General features: G+C 45.5%; 13 protein-coding genes. 2 read left to right on the forward strand and 11 right to left on the reverse strand.

The window, feature by feature from the left end; all coding sequences use genetic code 11:
- Positions 1-15 precede the first annotated feature (15 nt).
- The 10 genes from hflX to prmB all read right to left on the reverse strand — a co-directional run bounded on the left by hflX (position 16) and on the right by prmB (position 12,305).
- A complete protein-coding gene (gene hflX, locus AB4623_RS09490) occupies positions 16-1,383 on the reverse strand; it encodes a GTPase HflX (protein ID WP_017064091.1) in 1,368 nt (455 codons plus the stop codon).
- A 270-nt stretch (positions 1,384-1,653) separates the two neighbouring features.
- The gene (locus AB4623_RS09495; RefSeq protein ID WP_372146255.1) at positions 1,654-2,766 is read right to left on the reverse strand and encodes an ABC transporter ATP-binding protein; all 1,113 of its coding nucleotides are present in this window, start codon (positions 2,764-2,766) and stop codon (positions 1,654-1,656) included.
- Between the two features lie 6 nt (positions 2,767-2,772).
- Complete coding sequence (locus AB4623_RS09500) at positions 2,773-3,630, reverse strand: carbohydrate ABC transporter permease (RefSeq protein WP_009848502.1); 858 nt, start codon at positions 3,628-3,630, stop codon at positions 2,773-2,775.
- Positions 3,627-4,565, reverse strand: coding sequence for a carbohydrate ABC transporter permease (locus AB4623_RS09505; protein ID WP_372146257.1), 939 nt, complete (start codon positions 4,563-4,565; stop codon positions 3,627-3,629). The genes AB4623_RS09500 and AB4623_RS09505 overlap by 4 nt, the downstream gene beginning before the upstream one ends.
- 181 nt (positions 4,566-4,746) lie before the next feature.
- Complete coding sequence (locus AB4623_RS09510; protein ID WP_017066147.1) at positions 4,747-5,994, reverse strand: ABC transporter substrate-binding protein; 1,248 nt, start codon at positions 5,992-5,994, stop codon at positions 4,747-4,749.
- Positions 5,995-6,105: 111 nt separating this feature from the next.
- Positions 6,106-7,551, reverse strand: coding sequence for an ATP-binding protein (locus tag AB4623_RS09515; RefSeq protein ID WP_372146259.1), 1,446 nt, complete (start codon positions 7,549-7,551; stop codon positions 6,106-6,108).
- Between the two features lie 45 nt (positions 7,552-7,596).
- Positions 7,597-8,325: a response regulator gene (locus AB4623_RS09520; RefSeq protein ID WP_017060637.1), complete on the reverse strand. Its 729-nt coding sequence runs from the start codon at positions 8,323-8,325 to the stop codon at positions 7,597-7,599.
- Between the two features lie 159 nt (positions 8,326-8,484).
- A complete protein-coding gene (locus AB4623_RS09525) occupies positions 8,485-9,942 on the reverse strand; it encodes a protein adenylyltransferase SelO (RefSeq protein WP_065583674.1) in 1,458 nt (485 codons plus the stop codon).
- A gap of 535 nt (positions 9,943-10,477) precedes the next feature.
- On the reverse strand, positions 10,478-11,119 hold the full coding sequence (locus tag AB4623_RS09530; RefSeq protein ID WP_017060639.1) for a LysE family translocator: 642 nt from the start codon (positions 11,117-11,119) through the stop codon (positions 10,478-10,480).
- A gap of 253 nt (positions 11,120-11,372) precedes the next feature.
- Complete coding sequence (gene prmB / locus AB4623_RS09535; RefSeq protein ID WP_017060640.1) at positions 11,373-12,305, reverse strand: 50S ribosomal protein L3 N(5)-glutamine methyltransferase; 933 nt, start codon at positions 12,303-12,305, stop codon at positions 11,373-11,375.
- A 62-nt stretch (positions 12,306-12,367) separates the two neighbouring features.
- On the opposite strand from prmB, the gene smrB reads away from it, so the two are divergent.
- Complete coding sequence (smrB, locus tag AB4623_RS09540; RefSeq protein WP_017064096.1) at positions 12,368-12,898, forward strand: endonuclease SmrB; 531 nt, start codon at positions 12,368-12,370, stop codon at positions 12,896-12,898.
- Between the two features lie 111 nt (positions 12,899-13,009).
- Here smrB and sixA read toward each other — a convergent pair whose 3' ends face one another.
- Positions 13,010-13,474 (reverse strand): phosphohistidine phosphatase SixA, encoded by a 465-nt coding sequence (sixA, locus tag AB4623_RS09545; protein WP_372146261.1) that lies wholly within the window; start codon positions 13,472-13,474, stop codon positions 13,010-13,012.
- Positions 13,475-13,779: 305 nt separating this feature from the next.
- Here sixA and AB4623_RS09550 point away from each other — a divergent pair, with 305 nt between their 5' ends.
- The gene (locus AB4623_RS09550; RefSeq protein ID WP_372146263.1) at positions 13,780-16,557 is read left to right on the forward strand and encodes an insulinase family protein; all 2,778 of its coding nucleotides are present in this window, start codon (positions 13,780-13,782) and stop codon (positions 16,555-16,557) included.
- The last annotated feature ends 170 nt before the right edge of the window (positions 16,558-16,727 follow it).

Below are 16,727 nucleotides of genomic sequence, written 5' to 3' on the forward strand. Positions count from 1 at the left end.
AGGCTCGCTACAAAATTAAGACTTCTGCATACGCTTTTTCAAGCGCGCTAAATCAATTGCACTTGAGCGTACAGTAAGCTTGATGCATTCGTAGTCGTATTCTTCCTTCACCACACTCATGTTTGAGCGAATCTCACCGATAATGCCTTGTCCAGAATAAGGAATCGTGATCTCTTCTTCGATCATGCCTTGTTCAGCCACACCCACAATGTACTTGTGTAGTTTGGTGATATCGAGCGGGTCACGAGTCGAGGTCAGCATTGCATCTGGGAATTCTTCAATCAGCTCTAACTGTTCTTCTTCGCTCAATCTATCGCACTTGTTCAGTACCAATAGTTTTTCGCTGCCTTCAACGCCCACTTGCGCTAATACTTCGTGTACCACATCAAGCTGTGCGCGGAATGAAACGTCAGAAGCATCAACCACATAAAGCAGTAGTGACGCGTCGTGTGCTTCTGCAAGCGTTGAGTGGAATGAAGCAACCAGATCATGTGGCAGCTTCTTGATAAAACCAACCGTATCTGACACTAAGATACGCGGCTGAGTGATCGGCTGAAGTGCACGAACCGTGGTATCTAGGGTTGCGAACAGCTTGTCTTCACCACTCACTTCGGTTGCGGTCATTGCACGCATCATCGAAGATTTACCCGCGTTGGTGTAACCAACCAGAGCAACAGTGAAAAGTTCCGAACGCTGTGTGCGTCGGTTCTTCATTTCATCTTGTACGCCAACCAGCTCACGCTTAAGCGCAGCAATTTGGTCACGTACTTTACGACGGTCAAGCTCTAGTGAGGTTTCACCAGCACCCTGACCCATTTGACGTTCTTTGTCACCGTCTGCTGTTTCACGAAGTCGAGGTACTAAGTAGTTTAGGCGAGCAATTTCTACTTGCAGACGTGCGGTACGAGTGCGAGCGTGGCGACTGAAAATTTCGATGATGATACCGGTGCGGTCAAACACTTCGACACCTAAGTGAGCCTCAACATTGCGCAGTTGAGAAGGGCTCAAATCACAGTCAAATACCACAACATCAGCAGTACCAAACTCCACATCTTCAGATGGAAGATCATCAAAATCTAATTCATCGATACTAGCGCGAAAATCAAAAGATTCATCGATAAAATCTTCATCTTCTGCTTCTTCAATCGAACCTTGGTAACCGGTGAGGTGTGCAATTTCTGCAAGCTTACCTGCGCCCAACACGTTTTGTCGTTGTGTTGAACTGTGGTGCTGTGATTGTGTACCGACCACTTTAAACCCTAGGGTTGTTACTAAGCGAGCAAGTTCGGCAAGAGACTCTTTTGCTTCGTCACCTTTGAAGTCCGGTGTCGTAATAGAAATAAGTAAAGCGTTACTAGCTGAGGGTTTTGCTGTTAGTTTCATGTATTCTTCTGTTTATGCACTAATGTGCAACCTAGTATTTGGTCTAAAGTAGCGCGATCCTACGCTGTTCTCGGTCAGCTTTATAGAGCTAACGGAGGCTATTTGGCGATATTATTGCAGTTAATCCATTTATCTCGTTTATCCCTCTGTTTTCGTGAGGAAATAAAACAGGCTAAAACAACAAAAAAGACAGCATCACGTTACTTATTAGTAATTAGTGATACTGCCTTTGCTTAAGCTTAGACTCTCATTGAGCTACTGTCTCAAAAACTAAAAATCAATTCTCGCTTCAGTCTGAGCATCAAAGAATACCGCCTTTGATAAGTCAAAATGCAGCGGCGCCATTTGCCCAACTGACACTTCAAATTCTGGCGACAAGCGACATGCCACTTCTTGGTCGTTCACTTTCACCATCGCAATCGTATCTGGCCCTGTTGGTTCTAGCACTTCTAACTGCAAGTCTAGCTTGGTCGTTGCCGACACATCTTCACTTTCCTGCTCGGTAATATGTTCAGGGCGCAGGCCAATCACCACTTCTTTGCCATCTTGCTCACGCATGCTTTGTGGTAATCGAATGTGGTGCTCTTGCTCAGCTGTACCCGTTACTTTGATGATCGGATTCTGCTCATCATCCAAATCCACCATGGTCTTAATGAAGTTCATAGATGGTGAACCCATAAAGCCCGCCACGAACATGTTATTTGGCTTGGTGTAGATCTCTTGCGGCGTACCGAGTTGCTGCAATTCACCATCTTTCATTACCGCAATGCGATCCGCCAGAGTCATCGCTTCGATTTGATCATGGGTTACATAAACAATCGTGGTATTCAGCTTCTGGTGCAGACGTTTAATCTGATGACGCATCTCAACACGCAGCTTGGCATCCAAGTTAGAAAGCGGCTCATCAAATAGATACAGCTTAGGACGACGAGCTAGAGCGCGCCCCATAGCGACACGTTGACGCTGACCACCAGAAAGTTGCGACGGTTTGCGATCAAGCAGTTGTTCGATTTGCAGCATTTCAGCCACTCGATTAACCTCAGCATCGATCTCTTGTTGCGGCATCTTGCGGATCTTCAAACCGAAAGCGATATTGCCGCGTACCGTCATGTTTGGATAAAGCGCGTACGACTGGAATACCATCGCGATATCGCGATCTTTAGGTTCAACCTGCGCCACGTCTATGCCATCAATTACAATCTCACCCGAGCTAATACTCTCTAGCCCAGCGATGGTGTTCATCAAGGTGGATTTCCCACACCCCGAAGGGCCGACAAGTATCAAAAATTCCCCCGAATCGATACTGATGTCGATGCCCTTTAACGTTTCGTTGTCCGCGTTGCGATAGGTTTTACGGATCTGTTTTAAATCTAATGTTGCCATGGGTAATTATCCTTTTACTGATCCTGCCGTTAGGCCACGAACAAAATATTTTCCTGCGAAGACATACACCAACAGCGTTGGCAGTGCGGCGATGATCGCGGCAGCCATGTCGACGTTGTATTCTTTAACGCCCGTGCTGGTGTTGACTAAGTTATTTAATGCTACGGTGATTGGCTGAGTCTCTGAGCCGGAATACACCACCCCGAACAAGAAATCGTTCCAGATTGCGGTGAACTGCCAGATCACCGTCACCATGATGATAGGCGTAGAGATCGGTAATAAGATCTTGAAGAAAATGGTAAAGAAGCCTGCACCATCCAGTTTTGCTGCTTTGATCAATTCATCCGGAATCGAGATGTAGAAGTTACGGAAAAACAGAGTTGTAAACGCCATGCCGTAGATAACGTGCACAATCACCAAGCCGATGGTTGTGTTCGCTAGCCCCATCTTGCCGAGCATGGTTGCCATTGGTAGTAGCACCACTTGGAACGGAATGAAGCAACCAAACAACAGTAAGCTGAAGAACAGATTCGAGCCTCGGAATTGCCATTTCGTCACTACATAACCATTGAATGCACCGAGCAATGTTGAAATCGCAACCGCAGGAATCACCATTTGGAACGAGTTCCAGAAGTAGCCTTTGATGCCTTCACATTTCACGCCCGTACAGGCGGTGTCCCACGCTTTATACCAAGCATCAAACACCCACTCTTTCGGTAAGCTCATCAAGTTACCTGCCTTGATGTCTGGCAGAGTTTTGAATGAGGTCAGCGCCATGACAAACAATGGCATTAGATACACCAAGCAGAAGAAAAGCAGTGCTGAATAAATAAAGATTCGAGCAAAATTGATGTTATTCATCATGACTTTTTCTCCCTAAGTTCAGAGTAAAGATAAGGCACGAGAATCGCTAAGATACCAGCAAGCATCATCATGGCACTGGCAGCACCAAGGCCGATTTGTCCACGCGTAAATGAGTGTGCGTACATGAATAGCGCAGGAAGATCCGATGAATAACCTGGGCCACCCGCTGTCATCGCGGTCACAAGGTCGAAACTCTTAATCGCAATGTGTGAGGTGATGATCACCGCGCTGAAAACCACAGGGCGCAAGCAAGGTAGAATGATTTTCAGATAAATAGTGGGTAAGCTTGCCCCATCAATTTGAGCGGCTTTGATGATTGAAGAATCAATGCCACGAAGGCCGGCTAAGAACATCGCCATCACGAAGCCTGACGACTGCCAAAGTGCTGCGATAACCAAGGTATAGACCGACATTTCAGAGTCGACTAACCAATCGAATTTGAAGTCGGTAAAGCCCCAATCTTGCATCAGTTTTTCAATGCCAAGACCCGGATTGAGAATCCATTTCCAAGCGGTACCCGTCACGATGAATGACAAGGCCATTGGGTATAAATAAATGGTACGAATCGCGCCTTCTTGACGGATGTTCTGGTCAAGCAATACCGCCAAACCCGCACCCAACAAGATAGCAATCGCCATGAACAGAAAACCAAACACACCGAGGTTGGTGATTGAGGTGATCCAGCGATCGTTGTCCATCAGCTTTTCATATTGAGCTAAACCAACAAAGTTGAAGCTCGGTAAAAATCGAGAATTCGTAAACGACAGCGCCGCCGTCCAGAATATATAGCCGTAGATACACACCACGGTCACTAACGCGGTCGGCGCCAGTACAATTTTAGGTAACCAATGTTGTAACCTGTCAGCAAAACTCGGTTTCGGTGCAGGCTGGCTCCTTGTGGGTTTTGGAGTCGACTCAGTCAAAACATGCTCCATAACTTATCCTTGTTGCACAATCGAGCCAATGGCTTACCTTTCGGCACCACATCAGCATCACGCATATCAGAATTGGGAGTGAAGAGTAGATAGGCTCCCTACGAGCCTACCCACCCTGGGGGTTTGGTAAAGCAACACAACCCGTCACTCACGTGCGTTGTGTGTCGCTTATCAAGTTATATTAGATAGCCGCTTTCACAGCTTTCGCTAACTTAGCCGCCGCTTGTTTTGGATCGGCATCTTTTTCATTGAAGAAGTTGGTTACCACGTCGTAAATCGCGCCTTGAGCGTAGCTTGTTGTCGCTAGGCCGTGAGCCATACTCGGAACAAGATCGCCAGATTTCGCACTCGCTTTGAAGGTTGCCATTGAATCCAACGCACATTGGTCGAACTTAGACATGTCCATATCTAGACGTACAGGGATAGAACCTTTGTTAAGGTTGAAGACTTCTTGGAAATCTTTAGTAAGAATGGTTTTCGCTAGATCTTGCTGCGCTTTTTGGTTCTCTTTATCGCTTAACTCAAAGAACGCAAAGCTATCGATGTTGAAGGTAAATTGGCCGTCAGTACCCGGAGCTGGGGCACAGATGTAATCTTTACCCGGCACTTTACCTGCCGCAGTAAACTCACCTTTCGCCCAGTCACCCATGATTTGCATCGCGGCTTCGCCATTGATAACCATTGAAGTTGCGACGTTCCAATCACGACCTGGCGAGTTGCTGTCGATGTAGTCACGCATCTTTTTGAACTTGGTGAACACTTCCACCATCTTGTCGCCCGATAATACGTCCATATCAAGATCAACGAACGCTTTGTTGTAATCTTCACTGCCTAGTACATCGAGAGCCACCGCTTCGAATACGGTTGCGTCTTGCCAAGGTTGACCACCGTGAGCCAGTGGAATGAAGCCAGCCGCTTTAATCTTGTCTGCAGCAACGAAGAACTCATCTAACGTAGTTGGAACCGTCACGCCTGATTTTTCTAAAACAACAGGGTTCGCCCATAGCCAGTTAACACGGTGAACGTTGACAGGAACCGCCACATATTCGCCGTCCCACTTCATGACTTTGGTTACCACCTCTGGCAGTAACTCATCCCATTTTTCTTGTTTCGCAGTTGCATCGAGAGACGTTAGAAAACCTAAACCACCCCACTCTTGAATATCGTGACCTTTAATCTGCGCCGCAGATGGAGGATTGCCCGACACTGCTCGAGTTTTCAAAACAGTCATCGCACTTTCACCGCCGCCACCAGCAACAGCGAAATCTTTCCAAGTATGGCCTTGTTCTTCAATCATCTCTTTCAGTACAGCTGCGGATTTCGCTTCGCCACCGGCAGTCCACCAGTGAAGCACTTCCACTTCACCAGCTTGAGAAAATGTTGAGGCAGCAAGAAGAGATAGAGTAAGTAGGGTTTTATTGATTTTCATTATTATCTTCCATGTTTTAGCGGACTCGACGTCCGGTTCAATACAGAGTCTACTTATTCTGATTTGTAAGATTGAAACAAAAGGTAAGCTCAATGTAACACAATTGTTACATTAAACTTCTAGGCCGTGTGGAATATAGACTTTAGCTTCTAAGCCGCCTTGAGGGGAGTTACGAATAATGAGATCTCCGCCGTGTCCGTGTAGGATGTTTCGACAGATTCCAAGCCCTAAACCGTGTCCTTGGTCGTCAGTGGCGAGCCTGAAGTAAGGTTCAAACACCAACTCTAACTTGTCTTCAGGAATACCTTTTCCGTGATCTTGAATAGTCACGATAACCCACACCGAATCACTGTTAATATCGACTTCAGCTGATGTCCCATATTTCACAGCGTTGTCGATAAGATTGGTCAGCACACGTTTAATGGCTAATGGTTTGGCGACTAACGGGTCAACCACAATGGGCTCAAACTCAACCAAGGTTTGATGTTGGTTGTGCAGTTCAATCACGGAGAGCATCATCTCATTGAGGTCGATAATGGCGTTGTTTTCGTGAAGGTCGGTATCTCTTACCGCTTGTAAAGCGCCCTTAACCATCATCTCAAGCTCATCCAAATCCTTATTGAACTTGTCTTTCTTTACTTCGCTTTCCAATAGCTCGGCTCGTAGTCTAAGCCGTGTTATTGGTGTCTTTAAATCATGTGAGATTGCAGAGAAAAGGTGCTCACGGTCGGCAACATAGCGACGAATCCGTTGCTGCATTCGATTAAACGCTCGGGTCGCCGTCACCAGCTCAGTAGCCCCCTCTTCGTTAAGTGGCGGCTGCTGAATATCCATACTCATCTCATTGGCCGCTCTTGCTAATTTTTTAAGAGGGCGTACTTGCCGACGAATCATCAAGTAAGTCAAAACCAAAAGAATGAGGGTCGAGGAAACTAAGAAGATCACCTGTTCTCTGCCGAGAATCGTATCGTCGAGTTTGACGTAAGGCGCAGGCAACAACGCGGCGATATACACCCATTCATGACTGGCTAATTCTATCTGAACAACCAGAATAGGAGGGTTAAGAGGTTCTAAGGTTAAAGTATGATGTGCCCACGATCGTGGGAGATCGCTCAAGTAGATGTCATTTTTAAGCAAACGAAGATGTTCAGGGCGAGAGAAATCAACCCGCACTGATTCGACTTTATTGAGCTTGCTACTCAAAACACTTTCTATCGCTTCAATCGAGGCGGTTTTTAAACGGGTATCAGGGATCGGTTCGACAATCAACGCCTCTTTATTGAAAGAAACGAAGAAGCGCGTACCGCCCATATTGCGGATTTGATCCAACACGATATGGCGATATTTAACGGGCAGAGACTGGAAGAAAGTCACCGTCGAGGCAAACATATTGGCCATGCTTGAAGAGGCAGAACGAATCCCCTCCAGTTCTTTGTGTTTGGATTCGCTATACCAAATAGACGTTGCGATACCTTGAGCTATCACCACAGCTAACAAGGTCAGTAACAATGTTCTGGCAACCAAAGAGTTTGGCTTTAACCGACTCAACCCGTTCATAGGAAATACTTCATTGCCGAGGTGCTCATTAACATCACTTGATTATCAGTGTTCATACTGAACAGGCACAGCGAGGATATAGCCATTACCGCGCATGGTTTTGATGTAGTGAGGATACTTGCCACTGTCGCCCAATCGGCTTCTCAGACGACTAAGCTGCACATCAATGCCTCGCTCAAAAGGCAACGCTTCACGGCCTCTGGTCGCGAATGAGATAGTGTCACGGTCGAGAACTTCGTTAGGGCGAGTTAAGAACAACATCAACAGAGAAAAATCACTGCCCGACAAATCCATCTCTTCCGAGTTTTCATTGTGGGAAATTCGATGCGCTAACGTATCAAGCGTCCAATCACCAAAAACAATCTGTTTTGGCAATGCATCACTTGTCTTGTCATCCACCACTTGAACGCGGCGCAACAACGCTTTGATACGCGCCATTAACTGACGAGGGCTAAACGGCTTGGCAATGTAATCATCAGCACCAATTTCTAAGCCGATAATTTGGTCGGTTTCATCCGATACGGCAGTCAGCATGATGATAGGCACATTCGATTGCTTACGGACGCGTTGACACAAGGTAAAACCATCGTCACCGGGTAGCATCACATCAAGCAGAATCAGATCTGGATAACCTTGGTTTTGCAGATGAGCTTCTAGTTCAACACCATCTCCCACAGAAGAAACATCGAAACCAGATTTTGTGAGGTACTCTTCCAGCAGCTCGCGGATTTCTTGATCATCATCCACCACGAGAATTCGAGTATTTGTTGGCATCGCCCAAACCTATTAAATTTACAACTTATTCACATAGTGTATAGGCTGGCCGATTGTTTGATTATTGACATGTTTGTAAAGTTAGAAGCACAAACAGATAAAGATCACAACTTAGTGACCTCTATCTGAATCTTTAGGGCTTAATCCGCTATTGGTTGGTTATGAAGAGCAGCTGATCTCCATGGCTTTACCCCACTCAGGAGGTAGAGCCGCAAGGTATTCATAATCCGGGTGTTCCGCATAAGGGTCTGCCAGTACCACCATCAAAGCGTCAATATCGCTGCTATCACCGCGCTCTGCTTTGTCTATCGCTAGCTGAGCTAGGTAGTTTCTGAGGATGTATTTCGGGTTTACCTGTCTCATATTTTCGCAGCGCTCGACCACTGAGCTATCTTCCAATTCGCAGCGTTGTAAGTAGTTATCTACCCACAGTTTTGCTGCCTCTCGATCAATTATCAGATCAATCACTTCTTGTGGCGACAAGGTGTCTAGGTTCGATAGCGTTCTAAAGAACCTTGGGTAGTCGACTTTGTTTTGCGACATCAGCTCGAACATAGATTCAAACAAACGACTGTCGCCTTCTTGTTTCGAAAGTAGCCCCAACTTACGACGCATCATCTGACTAAAGTAACCGTTCATTTGCGGTTCGTACTGCTCTAAAGCCGCCTCTAAGTCGGCCTTATCCACCAGCGGAGAAAGTGAGTGAGCCAGTGCCGACAGGTTCCAAAGCCCTATTCTTGGCTGCTGGTTAAAAGCATAACGACCTTGGTAATCCGAGTGATTACAGATCAATCTTGGGTCATATTCATCAAGAAACGCGAACGGACCATAATCGAAAGTTTGCCCGATGATCGACATGTTATCGGTGTTCATCACGCCATGAGCAAAACCATTCGCTTGCCACAACGCAATCATCTCCGCGGTACGGTCAACAATCTGATTAAACATAGCAGCGTAGGGTTTCTCTTCATCGAGACACTCAGGGAAGTGCCATTCAATGACTTTATCGGCCAGCAACTTATGCTCAGCCAACTGATTGGTATAAAACAGATGTTCAAAGTGACCGAAACGGATGTGTGATTCGGCAGCACGCACCAACAATGCGCCCCACTCTTGCTTCTCTCGATATACCGGTGTGTCGCTGGTCATCATAGCCAACGCGCGAGTGGTTGGGATATTGAGCCCTGCCATCGCTTCGCTACATAAGTACTCACGAACGGTTGATCGAATAACAGCGCGTCCATCGCCCATACGTGAATAGGGCGTTTTACCGGCACCTTTAAGGTGTAAATCGAACGTTTCGCCACTTTTCGCGACAATTTGAGCTAATAACAGCCCTCTTCCATCACCTAAATCCGGGTTATAAGAACCAAACTGGTGGCCTGCGTATTTCATTGCTACAGGCGAAAACTGCTCAGGTTCAACATTGCCAGATAACGTTTCAAGCAATTCCTCGGAAGCATCATCAAATGACAAAAAACCGAGTTCATCCGCAAGCTTATGATTCCATGCGAGCCATTGGACATTGCTGAGCGGTGTAGGTTGAATTGGGGTATAGAACAGTCGAGGTAATGCAGTAAATCGATTGTTAAATGAAATAGAATCCCAGACAGACATGAGAGATACACTGTAGATAAAAGATAACTTAAGATTATCACAGTTTCGTAACAACTTCAGAAGTGCGATGGCGCTTGTTTATAGAGGTAAGGTGATAAACCATTCCACAAGAAGAAAGTGGTGACTAGGAGTAAATTACTGGGGGATGCTTGCTAGAAGAAGATGACTAAGAAAAAGTTAAGTGGCTAGCCTGATGAGAAAAGCCACATTTATAAGAGAAAGAGTTCTGACTTTGAAGACTTTTTAACAAGTGATTTCATAATAAAAACTAAAACTATAGAGCCATGAAGCTGACTACATTAGAGCAAGAATACCCACTAGAGAAAGGGTAGAGAAAATCCAAGTACGACTGATTACGCCAAAGTTACTGTGTTGAATCATTTCTTGATGCTGCATATGTCTCTCCTTGAGAACGTGATGGTGTAACTACAATATATCGGCTTTTCGCCAAAAGCAGCAAGCACATTAATATTAACCTTTTATGACAGCATCAAGAATATTCTGTAACCATTCACCTCTCTGATAAAACAGAAAGTTATGCTCGACTGGTCGTCGAAAGCAGTGCGCCAGCCCCAATAAAGACACCTCCAGTGACACGATTAAAGACCTTGGCTCGACCTTTCGCAAACAACCAATTTGACGACTTCGCCCCCAAGTAGGCATACACCAATAACCAAGACAATTCCATCACTGCGAAGGTAAAAGCAAACACGGTAAACTGTGGTAATAGCGCAATTGAGGGATCAATAAACTGTGGGAAAAGTGCAGTAAAAAACAAGATAGCTTTGGGGTTACTCGCGCCAACAATAAAGCCACTTAAGTAATGCTGCGCAGCGCTTTCTTTGACAGATTGAGCACCGCCTTGTTGATCCGATAACTTGTCATAATCTTGTTGGCTAGAGCGCAGAGACTTCCAACCGAGGAAGATCAGATAAGCTGCACCAGTCCATTTTATGACATTAAATACCACTTCAGACGAAGCAATAATTACCCCTAGCCCGGTAAACGATAAAGTTAAAATACCAGTAATCGCAGTTAAGCTCCCCAAGGCAGTAAATATCGATAATTTAAAGCCAGATTGCACACCTTTGGTCATGCACAATAAAGAACTTGGGCCTGGTGATGCCGTTAAAATTAGCACCGCTAATAAATAATAAATCCATGTATCAAAGCTCATCGTGAATCCTCCTTAACTCACTAAAACGACTAAATATTAAACACCAATATGTAATAAGCCCTCATATTAATCAACTAAATATTGCGCTTAACGTCTTCGATATAAATGCAAACATCTTTAATCTAGGCAATAAAAAACGCCATGCATTGCTGCATGGCGTTTAAATAAAAACGTTTCAAATCGAACGTCTTACTAGATGTCAGGTTCTAAGCTTACAGCCCTAAGATAGGGGCACTAACCTAATAATTGAAACCTAGTCTTTGTAGATAGAGAACTCATCAGCGCAAGCAACAAGCTGCTCACGAGTGATCATGAATACGCCATGACCACCGTTAGAGAATTCAATCCAAGTGAATGGAATCTCTGGGTACTGATCCATCATATGAACCATTGAGTTACCAACTTCACAGATAAGAATACCGTCGTCAGTTAGGTAGTCTGGTGCATTAGCTAAGATGCGACGAACCAATTTCAGACCGTCTGTACCCGCTGCTAGGCCAAGTTCTGGCTCGTGAGTAAACTCATCTGGCAGGCTGTTCATATCTTCTTCGTCCACGTAAGGTGGGTTAGATACGATCAGGTTGTATTTCTCTTTTGGCAAATCACGGAAAAGATCTGAACGGATTGGGAACACTTGCTGCTCCATGCCGTGATCTTGAACGTTCTGCTCTGCAACTTGCAATGCGTCAGTAGAGATATCAATCGCATCTACTTCAGCGTCTGGGAATGCGTGAGCACAAGCAATAGCGATACAACCACTACCCGTACACATATCCATGATGCGAGTTGGCTCTTCAGTTAACCAAGGTTGGAATTGAGCTTCGATCAGCTCACCAATTGGAGAACGAGGCACAAGAACGCGCTCATCAACGAAGAACTCAAGACCACAGAACCAAGCTTTGTTGGTTAGGTAAGCCGTTGGTGTACGATCATTAATACGCTTGATTACGCGCTCAACAATACGTAGACGTTCGCTGCTCGTTAGACGAGAGTTCATCACATGCGAAGGAACATCAATCGGCAGATAAAGAGTAGGTAAGATAAGTTGTACTGCCTCATCCCACGCGTTATCAGTGCCGTGACCATAAAATAGGCCCGCTGCGTTAAAGCGGCTAACAGTCCAACGAATCACATCTTGAAGCGTGTGTAGTTCTGATACCGCTTCTTCTACAAAAATCTTATCCAAAATTGTCTCCGAAAAGCGCTACAATACTGCTAATTACGTTTCTAATTAGAATTCATAACCTGATGAGCAAAAAAGACACCGACTTCGATGACGATTTCGCCCTGTTCAACGATGCAGTAAAGGGCGTTAAAAAGTTGCAACAGGATACCATAGTCCAGCAGCCAAAAAGAAATGCCAAGCAAAAAGAAATTACTCGAACGGCAAGACAAGCCAGTGATAGCGAGTTTTATTTCTCGGATGAGTTCATTCCGCATCTTAGCGAAGACGGTCCGACGCGTTATGCGCGTGATGATGTCTCTAAATATGAGGTCAAGCGCCTCCGTCGTGGTGTCTACGTGCCTGACGTGTATCTCGATATGCATGGTATGACTCAACAAGAAGCCAAACGTGAGCTTGGCGCGATGATTGCGCACTGCGTGAAAGAGAGCGTGGCGTGTGCCTGTGTTCAACACGGTATCGGTAAACACATCCTTAAACAGAAGGTGCCTTTGTGGTTAGCACAGCACCCAGACGTGATGGCTTTCCACCAAGCGCCGTTAGAGTTTGGCGGCAATGGCGCGCTGTTAGTCTTGCTTTCGGTTCCTGAGAAGTAATTCTGGTTAACAAACTCTCTCTCACCAAAAAACAACAAAGGGCATCCCAATCATATTGAGATGCCCTTTCTAATTGTCTGCAACTTTGTCATCAAACAGAGCTCAACGAGCTTATGGATTGATGTTCCAAAGCAACTCACCTTTTTGTGTCTCAAGGTTGAAGTCGATACACGCTAGGCCCGAAGTGGGAAACATAGGCGGCGCCATGCCTGTTGCAAACTCTGCAGTTAGGTAGCCAACTAGAGGTAAATGAGAAACAAATAAAATGGTCTCTAGTTTTTCTACTTCAGCCATTGCTAAGGTCAAATCAAACACATCGTCGGACATTCCATAAGGCGTAATATCATCAAAGGTTTCTACTTTCTTTCCAGAAAACGCCTGAGAGATCTCTAACCACGTTTCTTGTGCCCTTAAATATGGGCTCACCAGCACTTTATCGAATTGACTAATCCCCTGCTCATTTGCAGCTTGTGCCACGGCAAGAGAAGCCATTTTCCCGCGCTTGGTCAACGCTCTTTCTGCATCCGAGTTGGCAAAATGTTCTGCTTCACCGTGGCGCATAATGAATATTTTCATGTTCAATCCTGTCTTCGTAACATGTCGAAAGTCGATATATCCCATATATCAGCGAAACGCTACTTAGGTTTGGCTCTCAATCCAGAGAAACCGCAGTCAATATAAATAATTATATCAAGTCACTTGCCAAAGAGTTCGACTTTCTTAACAATCTTGTTAAAAGAAAATAAATTACTGATAAAAATCGATAAAAGTGATTTAGAAATCGCCAAAAAGCACTTCATATCCCAAAATATGATCACAAGGTTTGCACGCCGAATCATCGGGTACATAATTTAAAAACCACCTTCTCTGGAGATGCTCCTGTGCACTTAAGCCCAAATGATGAACATCAATACCGCTACATAACCTTAAATAACGGGTTACGTGTACTGTTAGTTCAGGATCAAAATGCTCAAAAAGCAGCAGCCGCATTAGCCGTCAATGTGGGGCATTTTGATGACCCTAGAGACCGAGAGGGTTTAGCTCACTACTTAGAGCATATGCTATTTTTGGGAACTGAAAAGTATCCAAAGGTCGGAGAGTTCCAAAGTTTTATCAGCCAGCATGGCGGTAGCAACAACGCTTGGACAGGAACAGAGCACACCTGCTTCTTTTTTGATGTTGAATTGAATGCCTTTGAAACCGCACTCGATCGCTTCAGCCAATTTTTTACCGCTCCCCTTTTCAACGAAGAAGCGTTAGACAAAGAACGCCAAGCCGTTGACTCCGAATACAAGATGAAACTCAACGACGACTCACGACGCTTGTACCAAGTTACCAAAGAACTGGTGAATCACAATCACCCATTCTCGAAGTTTTCTGTCGGTAATATCGATACGTTGGGTGACAGAAACGGCGAGACGATTCGACAAGAGATCTTGGCTTTCCACCAGCAACAATACTCTGCTGACTTGATGACACTGACACTGTCTGGCAATCAGTCGTTAGATGAGATGCAAAGCTGGGTTGAGGATCGCTTTAGCTCAATCACCAATCACAACCTACAAGGCAAAAAGGTTGAAGTTCCGATTGTCGGCGAGTTAAGTACGGGTGTACAAGTCCGCGTTGAGCCGATTAAAGAAGTGCGCAAACTGATCTTAACCTTCCCGATGCCAAGCATGGACGAACACTACGGCGTTAAGCCTTTGTCGTTCTTTGCCCACCTTTTAGGTTACGAAGGTGAAGGCAGTTTGATGATGCAACTCAAAGAGAAAGGCTGGATAACATCTCTCTCTGCAGGTGGTGGCGCGAGTGGCAGTAACTACCGTGATTTCACAGTCAGTTGCTCATTGACCATAGAAGGTTTAACCAAAACCGATAACATCATCCAAGCGATATTTCAGTACATCAAGTTAGTCGAACAACAAGGCATAGAAGAGTGGCGCTACCTAGAAAAACGCGCCGTTTTAGAGTCTGCTTTCCGCTTTCAAGAGCCAGCAAGACCGCTTGATGTCGTCAGCCACCTCGTCATCAACATGCAGCACTACCAAGAGCAAGATGTGGTGTATGGCGATTACAAAATGTCGCATTTCGATGACGAATTACAGCGTTCTTTGCTGCCTTACTTAACCGTAGACAACATGCGAGCGACCATTGTTGCTCAGGGATTCGAGTATGACAGGGAAGCGAAGTGGTACTTTACTCCCTACTCGGTCACACCTTTTAGCGCTGAACAAGTTCAATGCTTTACGTGCATTAACCCCGGTTGGCAGTTTGAACTCCCAAGCAAAAACCCGTTTATTTGCTACGATCTAGACCCGACTGAACTCGAAGGTGACGCTAAGTTCCCACAACTGTTAGAAGAGCTCGATGGCTTTAAGCTATGGCATCTGCAAGACCATCAATTCCGGGTGCCAAAAGGTGTGGTGTATGTTGCTATCGATAGCCCGCACTCAGTCGCTAGCCCAAGAAATATCGTTAAAACACGCTTGTGTGTAGAAATGTTCTTAGACTCACTCGAAAAAGATACGTATCAGGCTGAAATCGCCGGAATGGGCTACAACATGTACACCCATCAGGGCGGTGTAACGCTCACTCTGTCCGGGTTTAGCGAGAAACAGCCACAACTGCTCAATATGATTCTTGAACGTTTCCAAGCACGCGACTTTAGTCCAACACGCTTCGAAACCATCAAGCATCAATTGCTCAGAAACTGGAACAACGCGTCGCAAGATCGCCCTATTTCGCAGTTGTTTAATGCAATGACTGGGATACTTCAACCAAATAACCCGCCCTATTCCGTGTTAATTGAAGCCCTAGAAACGATAGAGGTCGATGAGCTCTCCTCTTTTGTTCAAGCAATCTTGGCGGAACTTCATGTTGAGATGTTTGTGTATGGCGACTGGAAAAAAGCCGATGCACACAAGATGGCTGAAACGCTAAAAGATGCACTGCGTGTTCAAGATCAGGCTTACGAAGAATCACTGCGTCCGCTCATCATGCTCGGTGAAAACGGCAGCTTCCAACGTGAAGTGGTGTGTAACCAAGATGATTCAGCAATTTTGGTTTATTACCAATGCCCTGATATTTCACCTAAAAATATCGCGCTGTATTCATTGGCAAACCATTTGATGTCGGCCACTTTCTTCCATGAGATACGAACCAAGCAGCAGCTAGGTTACATGGTCGGTACTGGCAATATGCCGCTCAACCGACACCCTGGTATTGTGTTGTATGTGCAATCACCGAATGCCGCCCCTGCTGACTTGTTAGCTTCAATAGATGAGTTCCTCAATGCCTTTTACATGGTGCTGTTGGAGCTTAACGACTATCAATGGCACAGCAGTAAGCGCGGTCTCTGGAATCAGATTTCGGCACCAGATACGACTTTGCGAGGGCGAGCTCAGCGCTTATGGGTTGCGATAGGCAATAAGGATGTTGAGTTCAACCAGAGAGAGCGCGTATTGGAAGACCTTAAGGGGTTAACTCGCTCAGACATGATGCGTTTTGTGGTTAGCCAGCTAAAACCACGCACGGCAAATCGCCTGATTATGCATGCTCACGGTAATGCTCATAATGAGGAAGAGAAGCTGTCAGCAGGTGTTGAAATTGGCTCTATTGATGAGTTTCAGTTACGCCCGAAAGATACTGAGCTAGGCTGATAAAGCTGGAATGAAAATCATAAGGTTGATGTGAAAGCATCAACCTTTTTTATTGGATGCAGTCCAAAAGCAGATCTCCTATTACGCTCCTTCGTCGCTTTAGGAGATGACGGTAGTTTTGATTGACGTGTGTTTGACCACCTTTCTAATCAACGCAATAACTTACTTTT

The sequence above is a fragment of the Vibrio sp. 10N.222.52.C12 genome (assembly GCF_041474215.1).
In the GTDB taxonomy this organism is placed as follows: domain Bacteria; phylum Pseudomonadota; class Gammaproteobacteria; order Enterobacterales; family Vibrionaceae; genus Vibrio; species Vibrio crassostreae_C.